Source organism: Kitasatospora sp. NPDC058243, from assembly GCF_042882025.1.
In the GTDB taxonomy this organism is placed as follows: Bacteria; Actinomycetota; Actinomycetes; order Streptomycetales; family Streptomycetaceae; genus Kitasatospora.
In genome coordinates this window covers 177,758-195,332 of the sequence record NZ_JBHVWW010000006.1, presented here as the reverse complement: position 1 = coordinate 195,332, position 17,575 = coordinate 177,758, and the positions used below count along the sequence as shown (strand labels likewise).

Annotated in this window: 16 protein-coding genes and 1 pseudogene; 8 read left to right on the top strand and 9 right to left on the bottom strand. The window is 72.0% G+C overall.

The window, feature by feature from the left end; genetic code table 11:
* The 4 genes and pseudogenes from ACFVX9_RS07185 to ACFVX9_RS07170 all read right to left on the bottom strand — a co-directional run.
* A pseudogene (locus ACFVX9_RS07185) lies at window positions 1–743 on the bottom strand (hypothetical protein); the annotation flags it as partial.
* Window positions 740–1,381: a DUF6114 domain-containing protein gene (locus tag ACFVX9_RS07180; RefSeq protein WP_380379181.1), complete on the bottom strand. Its 642-nt coding sequence runs from the start codon at window positions 1,379–1,381 to the stop codon at window positions 740–742. The pseudogene ACFVX9_RS07185 and the gene ACFVX9_RS07180, both read right to left, overlap by 4 nt.
* Window positions 1,382–1,513: 132 nt before the next feature.
* Complete coding sequence (locus ACFVX9_RS07175; protein WP_063347768.1) at window positions 1,514–2,176, bottom strand: DUF6230 family protein; 663 nt, start codon at window positions 2,174–2,176, stop codon at window positions 1,514–1,516.
* A gap of 719 nt (window positions 2,177–2,895) precedes the next feature.
* Complete coding sequence (locus ACFVX9_RS07170; RefSeq protein WP_380379178.1) at window positions 2,896–3,888, bottom strand: tetratricopeptide repeat protein; 993 nt, start codon at window positions 3,886–3,888, stop codon at window positions 2,896–2,898.
* 494 nt (window positions 3,889–4,382) lie between these two features.
* Between ACFVX9_RS07170 and ACFVX9_RS07165 the strand changes: the two genes are divergently transcribed.
* Complete coding sequence (locus ACFVX9_RS07165; RefSeq protein WP_380379183.1) at window positions 4,383–4,943, top strand: TetR/AcrR family transcriptional regulator; 561 nt, start codon at window positions 4,383–4,385, stop codon at window positions 4,941–4,943.
* A 60-nt stretch (window positions 4,944–5,003) separates the two neighbouring features.
* Here the strand turns inward: ACFVX9_RS07165 and ACFVX9_RS07160 are convergent, their stop codons facing one another.
* From ACFVX9_RS07160 to ACFVX9_RS07150, 3 genes are all read right to left on the bottom strand, one after another.
* Window positions 5,004–6,689 carry a methylmalonyl-CoA mutase gene (locus ACFVX9_RS07160; protein WP_063347770.1) on the bottom strand — a complete coding sequence of 562 codons (1,686 nt, stop codon included), beginning with the start codon at window positions 6,687–6,689 and terminating at the stop codon, window positions 5,004–5,006.
* Window positions 6,690–6,872: 183 nt separating this feature from the next.
* A complete protein-coding gene (locus ACFVX9_RS07155) occupies window positions 6,873–7,214 on the bottom strand; it encodes a DUF3817 domain-containing protein (protein WP_380379176.1) in 342 nt (113 codons plus the stop codon).
* 77 nt (window positions 7,215–7,291) lie between these two features.
* Window positions 7,292–7,831 (bottom strand): MarR family winged helix-turn-helix transcriptional regulator, encoded by a 540-nt coding sequence (locus tag ACFVX9_RS07150; RefSeq protein WP_380379174.1) that lies wholly within the window; start codon window positions 7,829–7,831, stop codon window positions 7,292–7,294.
* 493 nt (window positions 7,832–8,324) lie between these two features.
* On the opposite strand from ACFVX9_RS07150, the gene ACFVX9_RS07145 reads away from it, so the two are divergent.
* Both ACFVX9_RS07145 and ACFVX9_RS07140 read left to right on the top strand, forming a co-directional pair.
* Window positions 8,325–9,962 (top strand): M4 family metallopeptidase, encoded by a 1,638-nt coding sequence (locus tag ACFVX9_RS07145; RefSeq protein WP_387980822.1) that lies wholly within the window; start codon window positions 8,325–8,327, stop codon window positions 9,960–9,962.
* 422 nt (window positions 9,963–10,384) lie between these two features.
* Window positions 10,385–12,013 carry a M4 family metallopeptidase gene (locus ACFVX9_RS07140; protein ID WP_380336715.1) on the top strand — a complete coding sequence of 543 codons (1,629 nt, stop codon included), beginning with the start codon at window positions 10,385–10,387 and terminating at the stop codon, window positions 12,011–12,013.
* A 104-nt stretch (window positions 12,014–12,117) separates the two neighbouring features.
* On the opposite strand, the gene ACFVX9_RS07135 is transcribed toward ACFVX9_RS07140, so the two are convergent.
* A complete protein-coding gene (locus ACFVX9_RS07135) occupies window positions 12,118–12,429 on the bottom strand; it encodes a DUF3817 domain-containing protein (protein WP_371517107.1) in 312 nt (103 codons plus the stop codon).
* A gap of 311 nt (window positions 12,430–12,740) precedes the next feature.
* Here ACFVX9_RS07135 and ACFVX9_RS07130 point away from each other — a divergent pair, with 311 nt between their 5' ends.
* From ACFVX9_RS07130 to ACFVX9_RS07110, 5 genes are all read left to right on the top strand, one after another.
* Window positions 12,741–13,538, top strand: a complete 798-nt coding sequence (locus ACFVX9_RS07130; RefSeq protein ID WP_380336718.1) for a DUF2127 domain-containing protein — start codon at window positions 12,741–12,743, stop codon at window positions 13,536–13,538.
* Between the two features lie 80 nt (window positions 13,539–13,618).
* Window positions 13,619–14,257, top strand: coding sequence for an AIM24 family protein (locus tag ACFVX9_RS07125; RefSeq protein ID WP_079135621.1), 639 nt, complete (start codon window positions 13,619–13,621; stop codon window positions 14,255–14,257).
* Window positions 14,257–14,907: an AIM24 family protein gene (locus tag ACFVX9_RS07120; RefSeq protein ID WP_063347778.1), complete on the top strand. Its 651-nt coding sequence runs from the start codon at window positions 14,257–14,259 to the stop codon at window positions 14,905–14,907. The genes ACFVX9_RS07125 and ACFVX9_RS07120 overlap by 1 nt, the downstream gene beginning before the upstream one ends.
* A 221-nt stretch (window positions 14,908–15,128) precedes the next feature.
* Window positions 15,129–15,938: an AIM24 family protein gene (locus ACFVX9_RS07115; RefSeq protein WP_063351133.1), complete on the top strand. Its 810-nt coding sequence runs from the start codon at window positions 15,129–15,131 to the stop codon at window positions 15,936–15,938.
* 39 nt (window positions 15,939–15,977) lie between these two features.
* Window positions 15,978–16,493, top strand: a complete 516-nt coding sequence (locus ACFVX9_RS07110) for a MarR family winged helix-turn-helix transcriptional regulator (protein ID WP_079135623.1) — start codon at window positions 15,978–15,980, stop codon at window positions 16,491–16,493.
* A 61-nt stretch (window positions 16,494–16,554) separates the two neighbouring features.
* Here ACFVX9_RS07110 and meaB read toward each other — a convergent pair whose 3' ends face one another.
* Entirely contained in the window at window positions 16,555–17,511 is a 957-nt protein-coding gene (gene meaB, locus ACFVX9_RS07105; RefSeq protein WP_063347780.1) for a methylmalonyl Co-A mutase-associated GTPase MeaB, read from the bottom strand.
* Window positions 17,512–17,575: the final 64 nt, after the last annotated feature.

Below are 17,575 nucleotides of genomic sequence, written 5' to 3'. Positions count from 1 at the left end.
GTGCCGGGCTGCGCGTCGGCCGGGGCCCCGGCCGTCGGGGCCTTCGGCTGGGCCAGCGTCCCGGCGCGCAGGGACAGGGCGGCCGGCGCGAGGGCCTGGGTGGTGGTCGGCGCGGGGGCCTGGGTGGTGGTCGGCGCGGGGGTGCCGGTCGACTTGGCGCTCGGCGTCGGGCTCGGTGAACCACCCGGGTCCAGCAGGTGGTTGACGCCGCCCAGGACGTCGTCGATCAGCCCGGCCCGGTGGACCGTGTCCGAACCGCCGGTGGCGGCGGAGCGGGCGGCCGGCGGAGTGGTCGCCGGGGTGGTGGCCGCGCCGGTCGGGGCGCCGGTCGGCGTCGCGTCGGCGCTCGGCGTACCGGCCGGCGCGGAGGGCTGCTGGGTGGGCGTGGTGGTCGGCGTCTGGGTGGGGATCGCGCTCGGCCCCGTCGAGGGCCCCGTCGAAGGCGCTGTGGAAGGCACCGTCGAGGGCGCCGTGGACGGACCGGGCGGTGGCTCGGGCAGCTCGCTCTTGGGGACGGGCGTCTCCAGCGGCGCGACGTCCGGCACGGTGGCGGGCGCGGTACCGCAGGGCTTGCCCGCCGTGGACTCGGCGACGGCCGGGTTGGGGGTGTACGCGGCGGCCATCAGCAGCGCCGTCGGCACCGCGGCCATCGCCAGCGCGCGACCTCTCAGCCGGACCCGGACGGGTGTGCGCGGCGCTGCGTGTCGACCGGCGCGCTGCGGTTGGTCCTCCGACGCGCTCACCGCGCCTCCTTCGGGTCCACGGCGACGGCCTGCTCGTTCGACGCGGCCTGTGCGGGCAGCTTCGCGGTGGGCGCTTCGGCGGCCGCGGGCTCGGTGGCGACGCTCTCGGCGACGACCGCGGTCTCGGCGACAGCAGCCTCGGAGGCAGGGGTTTCGGAGGCGAGGGCCTCAGGAGCAGGGGCCTCGGTGGCGACGCTCGCGGCGACGGCGGTCTCGGCCGCCTTCGGCTCCGGCAGCGGCGCCCAGGACGCCATCAGGCCGCCGCCGATCAGACCCGGCAGCAGCGCCAGGCCGAACCCGGCCAGGTTGGAGACCGGGATCGAGACCAGCGTCAGCAGGGTGGTGGCGACTCCCGCGAAGACCCGCACGGTCGGTTGGAACCACGCGGTCAGCCCGAGCACGATCAGCAGCACGCCGATGATCAGCGATCCGGCGCCCGCCGTGGTGGCCATGGCCACCGTCATGCCGCCCAACGAGAGCTTGGCGTACGGGAAGTACATGATCGGGACGCCGGCGATCATGGCCAGCAGGCCGCCGTAGTACGGCCGCGTCCGACGGAAGGTACGGAACACCCGGCGCAGCCACTGGACGGGGTTCTCGTGCTCGGCGGGCCGGAATGAGGCAAGGGCGCTGGACACGGTGCAGCTCCTCGATGGTGTGAACGAGGGATGGACGAGACACGGGATCCGGCGACGGCGCACGCGCCGCCACCGGTCCCTCAGGTGCCGTCGGGGCGGCGGACCGGGCCCGGTCCGCCGCCCGTCAACGGCCTAGTAGCACTCGCCGGTGCCGTCGGTGTGCAGCGCGAGCTTCAGGCCGGGGAGCTTGAAGGTGCCGGCCGAGGTGGCCCAGGCGGTCTGCTGCACGTTGTACAGGTCGGCCTTGTCGGCGGCCTGGGCGAAGCCGGTCGCGCCGGACGGCAGGCCGCCGAGCTTGGACTTCCAGCCCTGGGTGGCCTCTCCCTTGAGGGTCGAGGCGTCCTGGCCGATGTTGATGTTGGTGAACTCGGCGTCCGCGTTCAGCTGGTCGAGGTCGATCAGCAGGTTCTTGGCGTAGACCTGCTTCTTGACGTCGTCGCTGTTGCCCGCCTCCAGGCGAAGGACGATCTTGGGCAGCTTCCACGGCAGGCCGGGGATGACGTTGGGGTCGGTCACCACCGACTGGCAGAGGCCCTTGATGGTGGCCTCGTCGAAGGCCGAGACGGCGACCGGGTGCGGAGTGCCGTTCACCTCGGCGTCGATCGAGCCGAACTGGGCGAAGTTCTTGCCGTGCAGCTCCGGCGTGGTGACCTTGAAGCTCTGGCCGGAGACGCTGAACGAAGCCGCCAGCGCGTTGTTGGCCATGGCGGCGCCGACCATCGCGGTGGCCGCGATGCTCGGCACCATCACCAGGGCGAAGCGCTTCCAGCGGGTCTTGCCGTAGGTCTGGGACATGCGAGTCCTCCTTCTAGGACGTACATCTCCGGCTCCCCGGCGGCGCGCCCGCGCCGGTGGGGGACTGGGATGGGAGAGAGCTACGTCCTCGGTAGCGGAGAGCGCCTTGGGCGTCGTCGGACGCGGGAGCGGCCGGCACACAGCGGCACTCCCGTCCCTCCACCGGCCGTCCTTGCGGGGCGGCGGGCAGGACCGACGACATCGGCGATCACCCCCGAGCGACAACCAGCGACCGCGCAGGGCCGCGCGGCCGGTCGAAGGACAGGAACCGCCGTGGGACCGCGGATACCCCCCTGCCCTCCCTACCGCCGACCGGGGCCGGCGGATCACCCGGTGGGGATCCCGCGCTCCACGTGGCCGACCGGATCGGAGGGTGTGGAGTCAGGGACCGGGCGTCGCCGATCGTGCTCGAATCCCGGGCGAAGCACAAGAGGTTCCTTACTGACGGGTAATGCAACAGCCGACAGCGTTGATCATGAAATCGGCGCGGCATGCACCGTGCGTGACGCCTTGAAGGAAACGTGACGAAGAAATCCGCCGGAAACACGAACGAAACACCCGCGGACAGTCACCAAGTGTGACTGTCCACGGGTGTTGTCAAGATTTGGTAAACCTCTGTCCGGTTGACCGGATTGTCGCCAAATCACCCGGCGACACCGCAGGTCATCCGCCGTGCCAAGGCCCGCCCGGGACCAGCCGGGCCCGGACCGGAGGCAGCGTCAGAACAGCACGCGCGCCAGCGCGGTGCGAGCCGCGGTGACCCGCGGGTCCTCCGTGCCGATCACCTCGAACAGCTCCAGCAGGCGCAGCCGGGCGGCGTCCCGGTCCTCACCGGCGGTCCGGCCGACGGTGTCCACCAGCCGGCCGAAGGCGTCCTCGACGTGACCGCCCACCAGGTCCAGGTCGGCCGCCCGCAGCTGGGCCTCGACGTCCTTCGGGTCGGCCGCGGCCGCGGCGCGGACGGCCTGCGGGTCCACGCTCTCGATCCGCTGCAGCAGTTCGGCCTGGGCGAGGCCCAGCCTGGCCTCGGTGTTGCCCGGCTGGTCGGCCAGCACGTTGCGGTAGGCCTGGACGGCGCCGCCCAGGTCGCCGCTGTCCAGCGCGTCGTGCGCGGCGGCCAGGGCCGGGTCCTCCGGCCGCTGCGGGGCGGCGTCCGGCGCCTCGCCCGGAGCCCCGGCGCCGCCGACCACGCCGAAGCGCTGCTCGGCGACCAGGATCAGCTGGTCCAGCACCTTGCGGACGTTGGCCGCGCTCTCGGCACCCTGGAACAGCGGCACCAACTGGCCGGCCACCACGGCCATCACGGCCGGGATGCCCTGGATGCCGAACTGCTGGGAGATCAGCGGGTTGGCGTCCACGTCGATCTTGGCGAGCACGAACCGGCCGGCGTACTCCTCGGCCAGGCCCTCCAGGATCGGGCTGAGCTGCTTGCAGGGGCCGCACCACTCGGCCCAGAAGTCGATGACGACCGGCACTTCGGTGGAGCGCTGGACGACCTCGGACTCGAAGGTGTCCTCGGTGACGTCGATGACGAGCGCGTAGGCGGACTGCTCGGGGGCGACTCCGGCCGCTTCGTCGGCGGCCGCCTGGCGGGCCCGCTCGACCCGGGCCTGCTCGGCCTTCTGGGCAGCCTCGCCGGCTGCCTTCACTGCGGCGAGGTCGACCGCACCGCGCAGGGCGGAGCTGTTGAGACGCGAATTCCGTGGCTGCATGGCACCATCCTCCCCCGTCCGCGCCGCCTGCGGGCAACCAACCTCGGGAAAGTCGCCCCGCGCGGGCCGCGCGGCGCGGATTCCCGGGCGCGGTGGCCCTCCCCCGGTAGCCTGAACCGTTCGGCGCGGATCCCCACCCGCGCCCGCGCCGCCCCGTCCCACGGGTGCGGCGCCTGGTTGTCACTGCTTTCGCTACGAGTCGTAGCGTAACTGGAGCCGGGGTCCCGGCCGCAAGCCCCACCGGCGGTTCCGCGACGTGACCTGCCCCACTTTCCGGGGCGGCCCGGCTGCCCGAACGGGCGAACAGCCGCTACCGTTACCAGCCCCACCCATGTTACTCACCAGTAGAGCGCAAGGAGGCCCGGTTGCCGGCCCCCCAGCCCCCCGCGAACCCGGACGTCACGGGCCCGGAGACCGCGGACGGCCCCGCCCCCTCGGCGGGTGCCACGACCAGGGCCAAGGGGCGCCCGCGCAGTGCCGCCGCCGACCGCGCCATCCTCGACGCCACCCGCGAGGCCCTCGCCGAACTCGGCTGGGGCGGGCTGACCATGGGCCACGTCGCGACCCGCGCCAAGGTCGCCAAGACCACCCTCTACCGCCGCTGGCCGTCCAAGAACGAACTCGTGGTGGACGCCGTCGCCAGCCTCTTCGACGACCTGGTGATGCCCGACCTCGGCAGCCTGCGGGCCGACATCGAGGCGGTGGTCGCCCAGTTCGCCGACCTGCTGGCCCGCCCCGAGACCCAGGCCGCGCTGCTCGCGCTGTTCGCCGAGGGCACCCGCGACCCGCACCTGCGCCGCCGGATCCGGGAGGCCATCGTCGACCCGCAGAAGCGCCTGGTCCGGCAGGGCCGGGCGGCCGCCCAGGTGCGCGGCGAACTCGCCCCGGACGCCGACCCGCGGACGGCCCGCGAGGAGATCGACATCATCTTCGACACCATCGCCGGGACGGTCGAGCACCGCGTCCTGGTCAGCGGCGAGCCGATCACCGCCGACTGGACCCGCCGCTTCACCAACCTGCTGCTCGGCCCCTTCCCCAGCCTGCTGGGCGACTGAGCGCATGGCGAAGCCGCCCCGCACGAAGAAGCTCCGTACGGGGCGGCCCACCGGCGCGTCCTAGAAGGACGCGTTCTCCCGGTACGTCCCCCACTCCTCGCGCAGCGCGTTGCAGATCTCGCCCAGGGTCGCCTCGGCACGCACCGCGTCCAGCATCGGCGGGATCATCGACTCGCCCGAGCGCGCGGCCGCCAGCATGGCGTCCAGCCCGGCCCGCACCGCCGCCTCGTCCCGGGCCTCCTTGCGCTCGCGCAGCACCCGCACCTGCTCGCGTTCGACCTCGTGGCTGACCCGCAGGATCTCCAGTTCGGGGGTGACGCTGCGCGGGTGGCAGTTGACGCCGACCACGCGCTTGTCCCCCTTCTCCACCGACTGCTGGTACTGGAAGGCCGCCTCGGCGATCTCGCCGGTGAACCAGCCCTCCTCGATCCCGCGCAGGATGCCGGAGGTGATCGGGCCGATCCCGTGGTCCTCGCGGCCCTTGTCCAGGATCCGCTGGAAGATCGCCTCGGCCTGCTGCTCGATCCGGTCGGTGAGCGCCTCGACGTACCAGGAACCGCCCAGCGGGTCGGCCACGTTGGCGACGCCGGTCTCCTCCATCAGCACCTGCTGGGTGCGCAGGGCGATCTCGGCGGCCTGCTCGGAGGGCAGCGCCAGGGTCTCGTCCAGGGCGTTGGTGTGCAGCGAGTTGGTGCCGCCGAGCACCGCGGACAGCGCCTCCACGGCGGTGCGGACCACGTTGTTGTACGGCTGCTGCGCGGTCAGCGAGACGCCGGCGGTCTGGGTGTGGAAGCGCAGCCACTGCGCCTTGTCGGTCTTGGCGCCGAAGCGGTCGCGCATCCAGCGGGCCCAGATCCGGCGCGCGGCGCGGAACTTGGCGATCTCCTCGAAGAAGTCCAGGTGCGCGTCGAAGAAGAAGGACAGGCCGGGCGCGAAGACGTCCACGTCCAGGCCCCGGGACAGGCCCAGCTCGACGTAGGCGAAGCCGTCGGCGAGGGTGTACGCGAGCTCCTGCGCGGCCGTCGCCCCGGCCTCGCGGATGTGGTAGCCGGAGACGGACAGCGGCTTGTACGCGGGGATGCCCTGGGCGCAGTACGCCATCAGGTCGCCGATCAGCCGCAGGTGCGGCTCGGGGGCGAAGAGCCACTCCTTCTGGGCGATGTACTCCTTGAAGATGTCCGTCTGCAGGGTGCCGTTGAGCACCGCCGGGTCGACGCCCTGGCGCTCGGCGGCGACCAGGTACATGCAGAAGATCGGGACGGCCGGGCCGCTGATCGTCATCGAGGTGGTGACCTCGCCGAGCGGGATGCCGTTGAACAGCACCTCCATGTCGGCGGCCGAGTCGATGGCGACGCCGCAGTGGCCCACCTCGCCGAGCGACTTGGCGTCGTCGGAGTCGTAGCCCATCAGGGTGGGCATGTCGAAGGCGACCGAGAGGCCGCCGCCGCCCGCCTCCAGGATCATCCGGTAGCGCTCGTTGGTCTGCTGCGCGTTGCCGAAGCCGGCGAACTGGCGGATGGTCCAGGTGCGGCCCCGGTAGCCGGTCGGGTGCAGCCCGCGGGTGAAGGGGTACTCGCCCGGCCAGCCGATCCGCTCGAAGCCCTCGACGGCCTGCCCGGGGGCGGGCCCGTACATCGGCTCGACCTCGTCGCCGGACAGGGTGGTGAAGTCCGCGTCCCGCTTGCGGGCGCTGTCGTACCGCTGCTGCCAGCGCTGCCGTCCGCGCTCGATCTCCTCGGCGTCCATGACCCCGAACTCCGCTCCGTACGGCCGCCACGGCACCGGGGCGGCACAGCTATTAGGACGTCCTACTAATTTACTCGGACGTCCCAGTAGCTGTCGATGGATGCCGGGGTCGAAACGCCGGGGGCCGCAAACGCGCAGTGCCCCTTCCCCCGCGGGGGAAGGGGCACTCGCCGGGGCGTCGGATCAGACGCCGGCGGGCTGGCGGGCGTCGCCGCCGGCCGGGAGCCGCTCGGCGGCCTCGCGGACCACCTTGCGCTCGAAGACGAAGGAGGCGAACGGGATGCAGCCGGCGGCCAGGGTCAGGATCATCCGGCCGAGCGGCCACTTCAGCTTCTGCCCGAGCAGGAAGGTCACCACGAAGTACCCGATGTACAGGTAGCCGTGCAGCATCGCGACGTACGTGGTCAGGTCCTCGGCCGCGCCGAAGCCGTACTTCGCGACCATGAAGCCGCAGAACACCAGCAGGGCCACACCGGTCGCAATGGCCAGGGCCCGGTACCAGCCCAGCAGGGGGGTCGCCTTCATACTCTTCATCGCCTCGTTCGGCAGGGATCGACCGGTACGCCCGGATCCGCGCACCGCTCCCACGAGGGTAGCCGTCCTCACGGCCGCTCCGGCGCAGCCCCCTCGTCGCGTTCGTCGGTGAAGTCGCCGGCGGCGATCCGCAGCGGCCTGAGCAGTTCGAACACCTGCCGACACTGCTCGGTGTCGTACTCCTCCAGCCCGAACTCCATCGCCATGAGTTCCCGGGTGGCCTCCTCGACCGTCTCGCGGCCGCGGCCGGTGATCGCGGCGAGCACGCCGCGGCCGTCCAGCGGGTTGGGGCGGCGGGCGACCAGGCCGGCCCGCTCCAACCGGTCGACGGTGTTGGTGACGCTGGTCGGGTGGACCATGAGCCGCTCGCCGATCTTGGACAGCGAGAGCTCGCCGGTCCGGCTGAAGGTCAGCAGCACCAGCGCCTCGTACCGGGCGAAGGTCAGCCCGTACGGCTTGAGCACCGCGTCGACCCGGGAGAGCAGGATCTGGTGGGCTCGCATGATCGAGGTGATCGCCGCCATCGAGGGGACCCCGCCCCAGCGGCGGGTCCAGAGCTCGTCGGCGCGGGCGATCGGGTCGAAGTCGAGGGCTAGGGGCTTGGGCACCTCCTTACCGTACCGGCGGACGGGACGGGTGCTACCAGCCGTCCTGATGGTGGACAAGCGCGACGCGTGGCGGGAACCCGCCAAAAGGGCGGCCAGGTCCATACCAGGACATTGCACCGGTGTGAATGCACGGCAACGGGAGTGGGGCGCAGCGGAGTTGACGGCCGATCGGTCCGCAGCCGCACTATCAGGCCTCGGTTCGGATGGTAACCCGCTGAAAGGCAGGGTGATTCGCACCTTTTGTCCGCCCGTTCACAATCCTTCCGGCTGGCGGGACTTGGCCAATTCATGAGCAAGACCTGTCATTTGATTTGCTCGATTGTCATGCTTTCCGCCAACCCCGTCCGGTAGCCACCACCCCCACCCACCGGTGGCTCGCCGCTCGACCGCACGGGGTCCGCACGTCAGCGCCCGTCCCGCCCCTCAGGTGCCGACCCCGGCCCCCGGGACGAGGCGCGACCGCCCACACGCGGTTACCCGGAAGGACTCGTCCGTGAAGCGAAAGCTCGCAGCAGTCGCCGTACTCTCCGCCACCGCCCTGCTCACCGGCGTCGTCCAGGTGAGCACCGCCGCCCAGGCCAGCCCGATCCCCGCGGCGCAGGCGCAGGCCGCCGAGCAGCACGCGGCGGCGCTCGCCCTGGCGGGCGGCCAGTCCGGCCCGCTGGCGAAGGCCCTCGCCCTCGGCGGCCAGGAGCAACTGGTGGCGAAGGACGCCGTGGTGGACCAGGACGGCACCCGGCACCTGCGCTTCGAGCGCACCTACGCCGGACTGCCCGTGCTCGGCGGCGACCTGGTCGTCCACCAGAACGCCCGCGGCGCGGTGCAGTCGGTCGACAAGGCGGTCTCCGCACAGCTGAGCCTGTCGAGCCTGGCCCCGCAGATCCCGGCCGACAAGGCCGCCGCGCAGGCCACCGGCGCCGTCCAGGCCACCGTCGGCGTCGCCGCGGACAAGGACGAGTCCCCGCTGGCGGCCGTGCACCAGACCGGCAAGGCCGAGCTGGTGGTCTGGGCGAGCGACGGCAACCCGCGCCTGGCGTACCGGACCACCGTCGAGGGCGTGCGCGCCGACGGCACCCCCAGCAGCCAGCTGCTGGTCACCGACGCCGCCACCGGCCAGGTGCTGTCCACCCACGAGCAGGTGCAGACCGCCTCCGGCACCGGCAAGGGCGTCTTCGTCGGCAGCGTCCCGCTGACCACCACCCAGAGCGGCACCTCGTACCAGCTGAAGGACGCCACGCGCGGCGGCCAGTCGACCGTCAACCTGAAGAACAAGACCTCCGGCACCGGCACGCTGGTCGCCAACTCGACCAACGCCTTCGGCAACGGCCTGGCCTCCAACAGCGAGTCCGCCGCCGTGGACGCCCAGTACGGCGCGGCCGCCACCTGGGACTTCTACAAGAACACCTTCGGCCGCAACGGCATCAAGAACAACGGCGTCGGCGCGACCAGCCGGGTGCACTACGGCTCCAACTACGTGAACGCGTTCTGGAGCGACGCCTGCTTCTGCATGTCCTACGGCGACGGCAGCGGCAACACCCACCCGCTCACCGAGATCGACGTGGCCGGCCACGAGATGAGCCACGGCGTCACCTCCGCCACGGCGAACCTCAACTACTCCGGCGAGTCCGGCGGCCTCAACGAGGCCACCTCCGACATCTTCGGCACGATGGTCGAGTTCTACGCCAACCTGCCCTCCAACCCGCCGAACTACTGGATCGGCGAGCTGATCAACCTGAACGGCGACGGCAGCCCGCTGCGCTACATGGACAAGCCCAGCAAGGACGGCGCCTCGGCGGACTCCTGGTACTCGGGCGTCGGCAACCTGGACGTCCACTACTCCTCGGGCATCGCCAACCACTTCTTCTACCTGCTGTCCGAGGGCAGCGGCGCGAAGAGCATCAACGGCTTCAGCTACAACAGCCCGACCTCCAACGGCTCGGCCGTCACCGGCATCGGCCGGGACAAGGCCGCGCAGATCTGGTACCGCGCGCTGACCGTCTACTTCACCTCCACCACCAACTACGCGAGTGCCCGCACCGGCACCCTGAAGGCCGCCTCCGACCTGTACGGCGCCACCAGCGCCGAGTACAAGGCGGTTGCGGCCGCGTGGAGCGGCGTCAACGTCAACTGACGTACCGCGCACGGTGACAGGACGTCCGGGGCCTCCGCGGAAGGCGGTCCCGGACGTCCGCACACCCCCCTTGCACGCCTGCCCTCCCCCGCCCTTCCCGCCCGCCCCGCTCCCCGGGTGGCGAAGTCCCGCCAGCCGGACGAACCGCCCGTAGCGGGCACTGGGCGGCAGCCGAACCATCCGCACCAATACTGGCGGATCCCGGCCAATCCCTGTCCGTGGTCTGTCATTTCCTGCCATCGATTGTCATGCTTCTGCCCAAGCCCCGTCCGACATCCGTCACCCCCACCCATCGACGGATCGTCAGGTACCGCACGGGAGCAGCACGTCCGCGCCCTACCGCCCCAACGGCGCCAACCCCGGCGCCCCGGTACGCGGCGCAACCGCGCGCACACGCGGTTTCGTGGAAGGAACCCCCGCACGTGAAGCGAAAGCTGACAGCCGGCGCCGTACTCTCCTCCACCGCCCTGCTCGCCGGCGTGATCCAGATCGCCATCGTCCCCGCCGCCCAGGCCGCAGCCCCGTCGCCGGAGCAGCAGCGCGCGGCGCTGCTCGCGGTGGCCGCCGGGCAGAGCAGCCCGGTCGCCCAGGCCCTGGCCCTCGGCGGCCAGGAGCGGCTGGTGGTCAAGGACGTCGTCGCGGACGCCAACGGCGAACGCCACCTGCGCTACGAGCGGACCTACGCCGGCCTGCCGGTGCTCGGCGGCGACCTGGTCGTCCACCAGCGCGCCGACGGCTCGGTGGACTCGGTCGACCGGGCCTTCGACGGCAGCCTGTCGCTGCCGAGCCTGGCCCCGGGCCTCGCCGCCGGGCAGGCGGCCGAGCGGGCCACCGCCGCGGTGCGGGCGACCGTCGGAACGGCCGCCGACGAGGACGAGGCGGCGCTCAGCCGGGTCGACGGCGCGGGCGCGGCCGAGCTGGTGGTGTGGGCGGCCGACGGCGCGCCGCGGCTGGCCCACCGCACGGTGGTCCGCGGCGAGCGGGCCGACGGCACCCCGAGCAGCCAGCAGGTCGTCACCGACGCCGCCACCGGCGAGGTACTGTCCACCCGCGAGCAGGTGCAGACCGCGACCGGCACCGGCAAGGGCGTCAACGTCGGCACCGTCACGCTGACCACCACCCAGAGCGGCTCGACCTACTCGCTGAAGGACGCCACCCGCGGCGGCCAGTCCACCACCGACCTCAAGGGCGCCACCTCGGGCAACGGCACGCTGTTCGCCAAGACCAGCAACTCCTGGGGCAACGGCCTGGCCTCCAACCGCGAGTCCGCCGCCGTGGACGCCCAGTACGGCGCCGCGGCCACCTGGGACTACTACAAGAACACCTTCGGCCGCAACGGCATCAAGAACAACGGCGTCGGCGCCGCCAGCCGCGTCCACTACGGCTCCAACTACGTCAACGCGTTCTGGGACGACTCCTGCTTCTGCATGACGTACGGGGACGGCTCCGGCAACACCAACCCGCTGACCGCGATCGACGTCTCCGGCCACGAGATGACCCACGGCGTCACCTCCGCCACGGCGAACCTCAACTACTCCGGCGAGTCCGGCGGCCTCAACGAGGCCACCTCCGACATCTTCGGCACCATGGTCGAGTGGTCGGCCAACCTGCCCGCGGACCCGCCGGACTACCTGATCGGCGAGAAGCTCAACATCTTCGGCAACGGCAAGCCGCTGCGCTACATGGACAAGCCCTCCAAGGACGGCAGCTCCGCGGACTCCTGGTACTCGGGCGTCGGCAACCTCGACGTCCACTACTCCTCGGGCATCGCCAACCACTTCTTCTACCTGCTGTCCGAGGGCAGCGGCGCCAAGGTGGTCAACGGGGTCAGCTACAACAGCCCGACCTCCAACGGCTCGACGGTCACCGGCATCGGCCGGACCAAGGCGGCCGCGATCTGGTACCGCGCGCTGACCGTCTACATGACCTCCACCACCAACTACAAGGCCGCCCGCACGGCGACCCTGAAGGCCGCGACCGACCTGTACGGCGCCACCAGCACCGAGTACAAGACCGTGGCGGCCGCGTGGAGCGGCGTCAACGTCAACTAGCCACCCCCAGCCACCCCCGGTAAGAAACGGCGACAGGCTGCCGCGGCCCTTTGGGAGAGGAGGCCGCGGCAGCCTGTCGACCGTCGCGCAGTGGGGGTGCGTCCCTACGCGGTGGCCGGCTTCAGCTCGCCGCGCTCCTCCTTGGCGAGCATCCGCTCGGCGAAGAAGCCGCCGGTGGGCAGCACCGAGAGGACGAACAGCAGCACGCCGCGCTTGGCGTCCCACTTCTGCGCCTGCCAGGCCTGGATCCAGAAGACGACGTACAGGATGAACAGGATCCCGTGGACCATGCCCATCACCGGGACGCCGTCGAAGGACGTGGTCCGCTTCAGCACGGAGCAGATCAGCAGCAGGATGAACGAGACCCCTTCGGGGCCGGAGACCAGGCGCAGGCGGTGGACGGCGCTGCTGTTCACGATGGGTACCTCAATACGGGGGTCGGCGGCGGACCTGCTTGTGAAGCGACTCACAAGCCTTCCGGCCATTATCACCGAGCACCTGTCCGAAGCCCCGGCCGGGGTGGGCACCGTGCCCGACGTCACAACCGCCGTGTCCGGCCCCGGCGCCACGGCCGTCGCGCCCGACCCCACGGCCGTCGTGTCCGTGTCACAGCTGTGCGCCAGAACCCGGCGGGTCGCGCCGGCCCGTCACCCGCTGCCCCTATCCTGCTGCCCGCGCCCGACGCACCGGGCGCCGTAGACATCGGACGACCGGGGGTAGCGACCACATGTTCAAGCGGGACTGGGACCGAAGGACCTGCGCCAAGCGCGGCCACACCACCTACGCACCGACCGAGCCCGAGCTGGCCGCCCGGCTGCACGCCGCGACCGCCCTCGGCGACGCCTGGCGCTGCCTGCGCTGCGGCGACTTCGCGCTCGGCGCCCCGCACGGCTCCGGCCCGGCGCAGGACGCCCCGCTGGTGCCGCGCGGCAAGGCGCTGCGGGACCTCTTCATCCTGCGCTTCCTCGCCGTCGAGCGGGTGCTGCGCGGCCTGCTGATCATCATCGTGGCCTGGGCCGTCTGGAAGTTCTCCAACAGCCAGGACGCCGTGCACCGGGTGTTCGACGAGAACCTGTCGGTCTTCCGGCCGGTCACCGACCACTTCCACTGGGACCTCGAACACTCCCCGATCGTCGACACCATCCGCAAGACCTTCGACTACAGGAAGAGCACCCTGCTGATCGTCGCGGGCGCGCTGGTGGCCTACGCGCTGATCGAGATCGTCGAGGCGGTCGGCCTCTGGCTGGGCAGGCGCTGGGCCGAGTACCTCACCGTCGTGGCCACCGCCGCCTTCCTGCCGCTGGAGGGCTACGAGCTGAGCGAGCACGTCAGCGCCGTGAAGATCGGCACGCTGGTGCTGAACATCGCCGCGGTGCTCTGGATCATGCTGTCCAAGCGGCTGTTCGGGCTGCGCGGCGGTGTGGTGGCCTTCGAGGCGGAGCGCCACTCGGCCTCGCTGCTGGAGGTCGAGGAGGCGGCCGGCGCCGTCCCGCACGCCGCTCGGGGGGCGCACGCGCGGGCGTGACCGGCGCGTTTGTCGCAGACCGGTACCAGTTCCGCCCCCGCCCCTCCCCCTGCACCGGCCGCGCCCGCTAGATTGCGGCCGTGGCACAGTTCAGACTCCAGGGATCCCGGGTACTCGCCGTCGAGTTGGCCGGCGAGGCCGTCAAGGCCAGACACGGCTCGATGGTCGCCTACACCGGCCAGATGAGCTTCAAGAAGCTGACCGGCGGCGGGGACGGCCTGCGCGGCATGGTCGCCCGCCGGCTCACCGGCGAGCAGATGACCGTCATGGAGGTGAAGGGCCAGGGCACCTGCTACTTCGCTGACAAGGCCACCGAGATCAACCTGGTCCGGCTGAACGGCGAGACGCTGTTCGTCGAGGCGGACAACCTGCTCTGCACGGAGGGCTCGCTGCGCACCGGCACCACCTTCACCGGACTCAACGGCATGTCCTCCGGCAACGGCCTCTTCACCACCAAGGTGGAGGGCCACGGCTGGGCCGCCGTCACCTCGAACGGGCCCGCGATCATCCTGCGGGTCGGCCAGGGCCAGCCGCTGCGGGTGGACCCGGGCGCCTACGTGGCGCACACCGGCAGCCTGCACCGCAGCCTGAAGTCGGGCGCGGGCTGGACCACGGTGATCGGCGAGGGCGGCGGCGAGGCCGTCCAGGTGGAGTTCACCGGAGAGGGGCTGGTGTACGTGCAGCCGTCGGAGAAGGTCACCATCGGGGGCGACGTCTGATGGGCTTCACGAAGATCAACGGCAAGATGGTCGAGGCCGTGGTGCTGCCCGGGCAGCGGCTGTTCAGCCAGCGCGGCGCGATGCTCGCGTACACCGGGGACGTCCGCTTCACGCCGAACATCACCGGCGGGCAGGGCGGCGTGATGTCGATGATCGGCCGCCGGGTGGCCAACGAGGACACCCCGCTGATGACCGTCGAGGGCCAGGGCCGGGTGATGTTCGGCCACGGCGGCCACCACGTGCACGTGATCGACCTGGCCGGCGACACCCTGTACGTCGAGGCGGACCGGCTGCTGGCCTTCGAGGGCACGCTGCGCCAGTCCACCATGTTCATGGGCTCGCAGGGCGGGGTGATGGGCATGGTCCGCGGCCAGGTCACCGGCCAGGGCCTGTTCACCACCCAGCTGGACGGCAAGGGCTCGGTCGCGGTGATGGCGCACGGCGGCGTCTTCGAGCTGCCGATCGTCCCGGGCCAGCCGGTGCACGTCGACCCACAGGCGTACGTGGCGCACCGCGGCCAGGTGCAGAACAAGCTGTCCACGGCGCTGGGCTGGCGCGACATGATCGGCCGCGGCTCCGGCGAGGCCTTCCAGCTGGAGCTGTCCGGACAGGGCGCGGTGTACGTCCAGGCGAGCGAGGAGAAGCTCTGATGTCCTACCCGCCGCAGCCGCCGTACGGGCAGTCGCCGTACGACCAGCCGACCCAGCCCGGCTTCGCCGCCCCTCCCCCGCCGGGCTACGCGCCGCCGCCCGGCCAGGGCCACCCGCCCGCGCAGGGCTACCCCCAGCAGGGCGGCTACCCGCCGCCGCCTCCCCCGCAGCAGCCCCAACAGGCGTACGCCCAGGAGCAGTTCGGCGGCCCGCAGGCCCCGCTGCCGAACGCGCACGGCGGCTCCGGCCCGGTGGTGCACGACGCGTACAGCCTGCCGGTGAACGACAACGTCAACCCGTACGCCTACTCGGTCGACCTGAACGGCTCGTACTTCCTGCAGAAGGGCAAGATGGTCGCCTACTACGGCGACATCACCTTCAAGGGCGTCGGCGCCGGCATGCTGGACCGGGTGATCGGCCAGCACTTCAACTCGCCGATGCACGCGGCGGACTGGGTCGTCGCCCAGGGCCGCGGCAAGCTGCTGCTGGCCGACCGGGCCTTCGACCTCAACTCCTACGACCTGGACGACGGCAACCTGACCGTCCGCTCGGGCAACCTGCTGGCCTTCGACCCGTCGCTGCGGCTCAAGCAGTCGATCATCCCGGGCTTCCTGACCCTGATCGGCACCGGGAAGTTCGTCGCCGCCTCCAACGGGCCGGTGCACTTCGTCGAGCCGCCGATCCGGGTGGACCCGCAGGCGCTGGTCGGCTGGGCGGACTGCCCGGCGCCGTGCCACCACTACGACCACGACTACATGCACGGGCTGATCGGCGGCATCCGGCGGCTGACCGGGCTGGGCGGGGCCTCCGGCGAGGAGCACCAGTTCGAGTTCATCGGCGCCGGCCAGGTGCTGCTGCAGTCCAGCGAGAAGCTGATGGCCGAGCGGTCGGTGGGCCAGGTGGACGCCGAGGCGGGCGTGCCGGTGGGCGGGGTGCCGTCCCAGCCGGCGGCGTCGGGCCACGGCGGGGGCAACCTCAACGTGCCGGGCCTCGGCAATCTGGGCGATCTGGGGCGACGTTTCGGCCTGTAAACTTGTACAATATTGAACTAAATAGGGTATGCTGAGCCCATGGATACGCACACGATCAACACTGCGGACACCCCTCCGTCGCAGCCCGAGGAGGAGACTCCCTGGCTGACCGCCAGGGAGCAGCGGATGTGGCGCGCCCATCTGGAGGTCGCCAAGCTGCTGGAGTACCAGCTCAGCCGCGAACTCCAGCCGCACAACCTGGCGATCAACGACTACGAGATCCTGGTCGTGCTCTCCGAGGCCCCCGACCGCCGGATGCGGATGACCGACCTCGCCACCGCCACCCTCCAGTCCAAGAGCCGGCTCTCGCACCAGATCACCCGGATGGAGAACGCCGGCCTGGTGCTGCGCCAGGAGTGTCCCGGCGACCGCCGCGGCCTCTACGCCCACCTCACCGAGCACGGCTGGGACACCATGCAGCGGGTCGCCCCCGACCACGTGCGCAGCGTCCGGGCCCACTTCATCGACCGCTTCACCCAGGAGCAGCTCGACGCCATGTACGAGGCCCTCGCCCCGGTCGCCGAACACCTGCGCGGCCTCCGCGGCCGCGCCTGACGCACCGCCGCCCCCCAGCACACCAGGGCCGGCCCCACCCGGGGCCGGCCCTGCGCCGTTCTCAGGCGCGGGTGAGGCCGGCCACGAGTTCGTCGGCCGCGCCGTACGGGTCCAGTTCGCCCGCCACCACCCGCTCGGCCAGGCCGGCCAGGTGGCGGTCCCCGCGCAGGTCGCCGATCCGGGTGCGCAGTTCGGCCAGCGCGATCGCCTCGATCTCGTCGGAGGCCCGGCGGCGGCGGCGCGCCGCCAGTTCGCCGTGCTCCTCCAGCCAGGCGCGGTGCTTCTCCAGCGCCTCGACCAGCTCGTCGACGCCCTCGCCGCGGGCGGCGACGGTCTTGACGATCGGCGGGCGCCAGTCCCCCGCCCCGCGGGCCTCGCCGAGGCCGAGCATGTGGTTGAGCTCGCGCGCGGTGGCGTCGGCGCCGTCCCGGTCGGCCTTGTTGACCACGAAGACGTCGCCGATCTCCAGGATCCCGGCCTTGGCGGCCTGGATGCCGTCGCCCATGCCGGGGGCGAGCAGCACCACGGTGGTGTCGGCCTGGGCGGCGATCTCCACCTCGGACTGGCCCACCCCGACGGTCTCGACCAGGATCACGTCGCAGCCGGCCGCGTCCAGCACCCGCAGGGCCTGCGGGGCCGTCCAGGACAGCCCGCCGAGGTGGCCGCGGGTGGCCATCGAGCGGATGAACACCTCGGGGTCGGTGGCGTGGTCCTGCATCCGGACCCGGTCGCCGAGCAGCGCGCCGCCGGAGAACGGCGAGGACGGGTCGACGGCCAGCACCCCGACCCGCTTGCCGAGCCGCCGGTAGGCGGAGACCAGCGCCGAGGTGGAGGTGGACTTGCCGACCCCGGGCGAGCCGGTCAGGCCCACCGTGTAGGCCTGACCGGTGTACGGCGCGAGCGCGGCCATCGCCTCGCGCAGTTGCGGGGCGGCGTTCTCGACCAGCGTGATCAGCCGGGCGACCGCCCGCGGCCGGCCCGCCCGGGCCTGTTCGACCAGCGTGGCGACATCGATCATCGGGAGCTCCTAGCGCGGATGCCTTCGGGGCTGCGGCGCCGCGCGTGGCGGTCCGCAGCCCCGA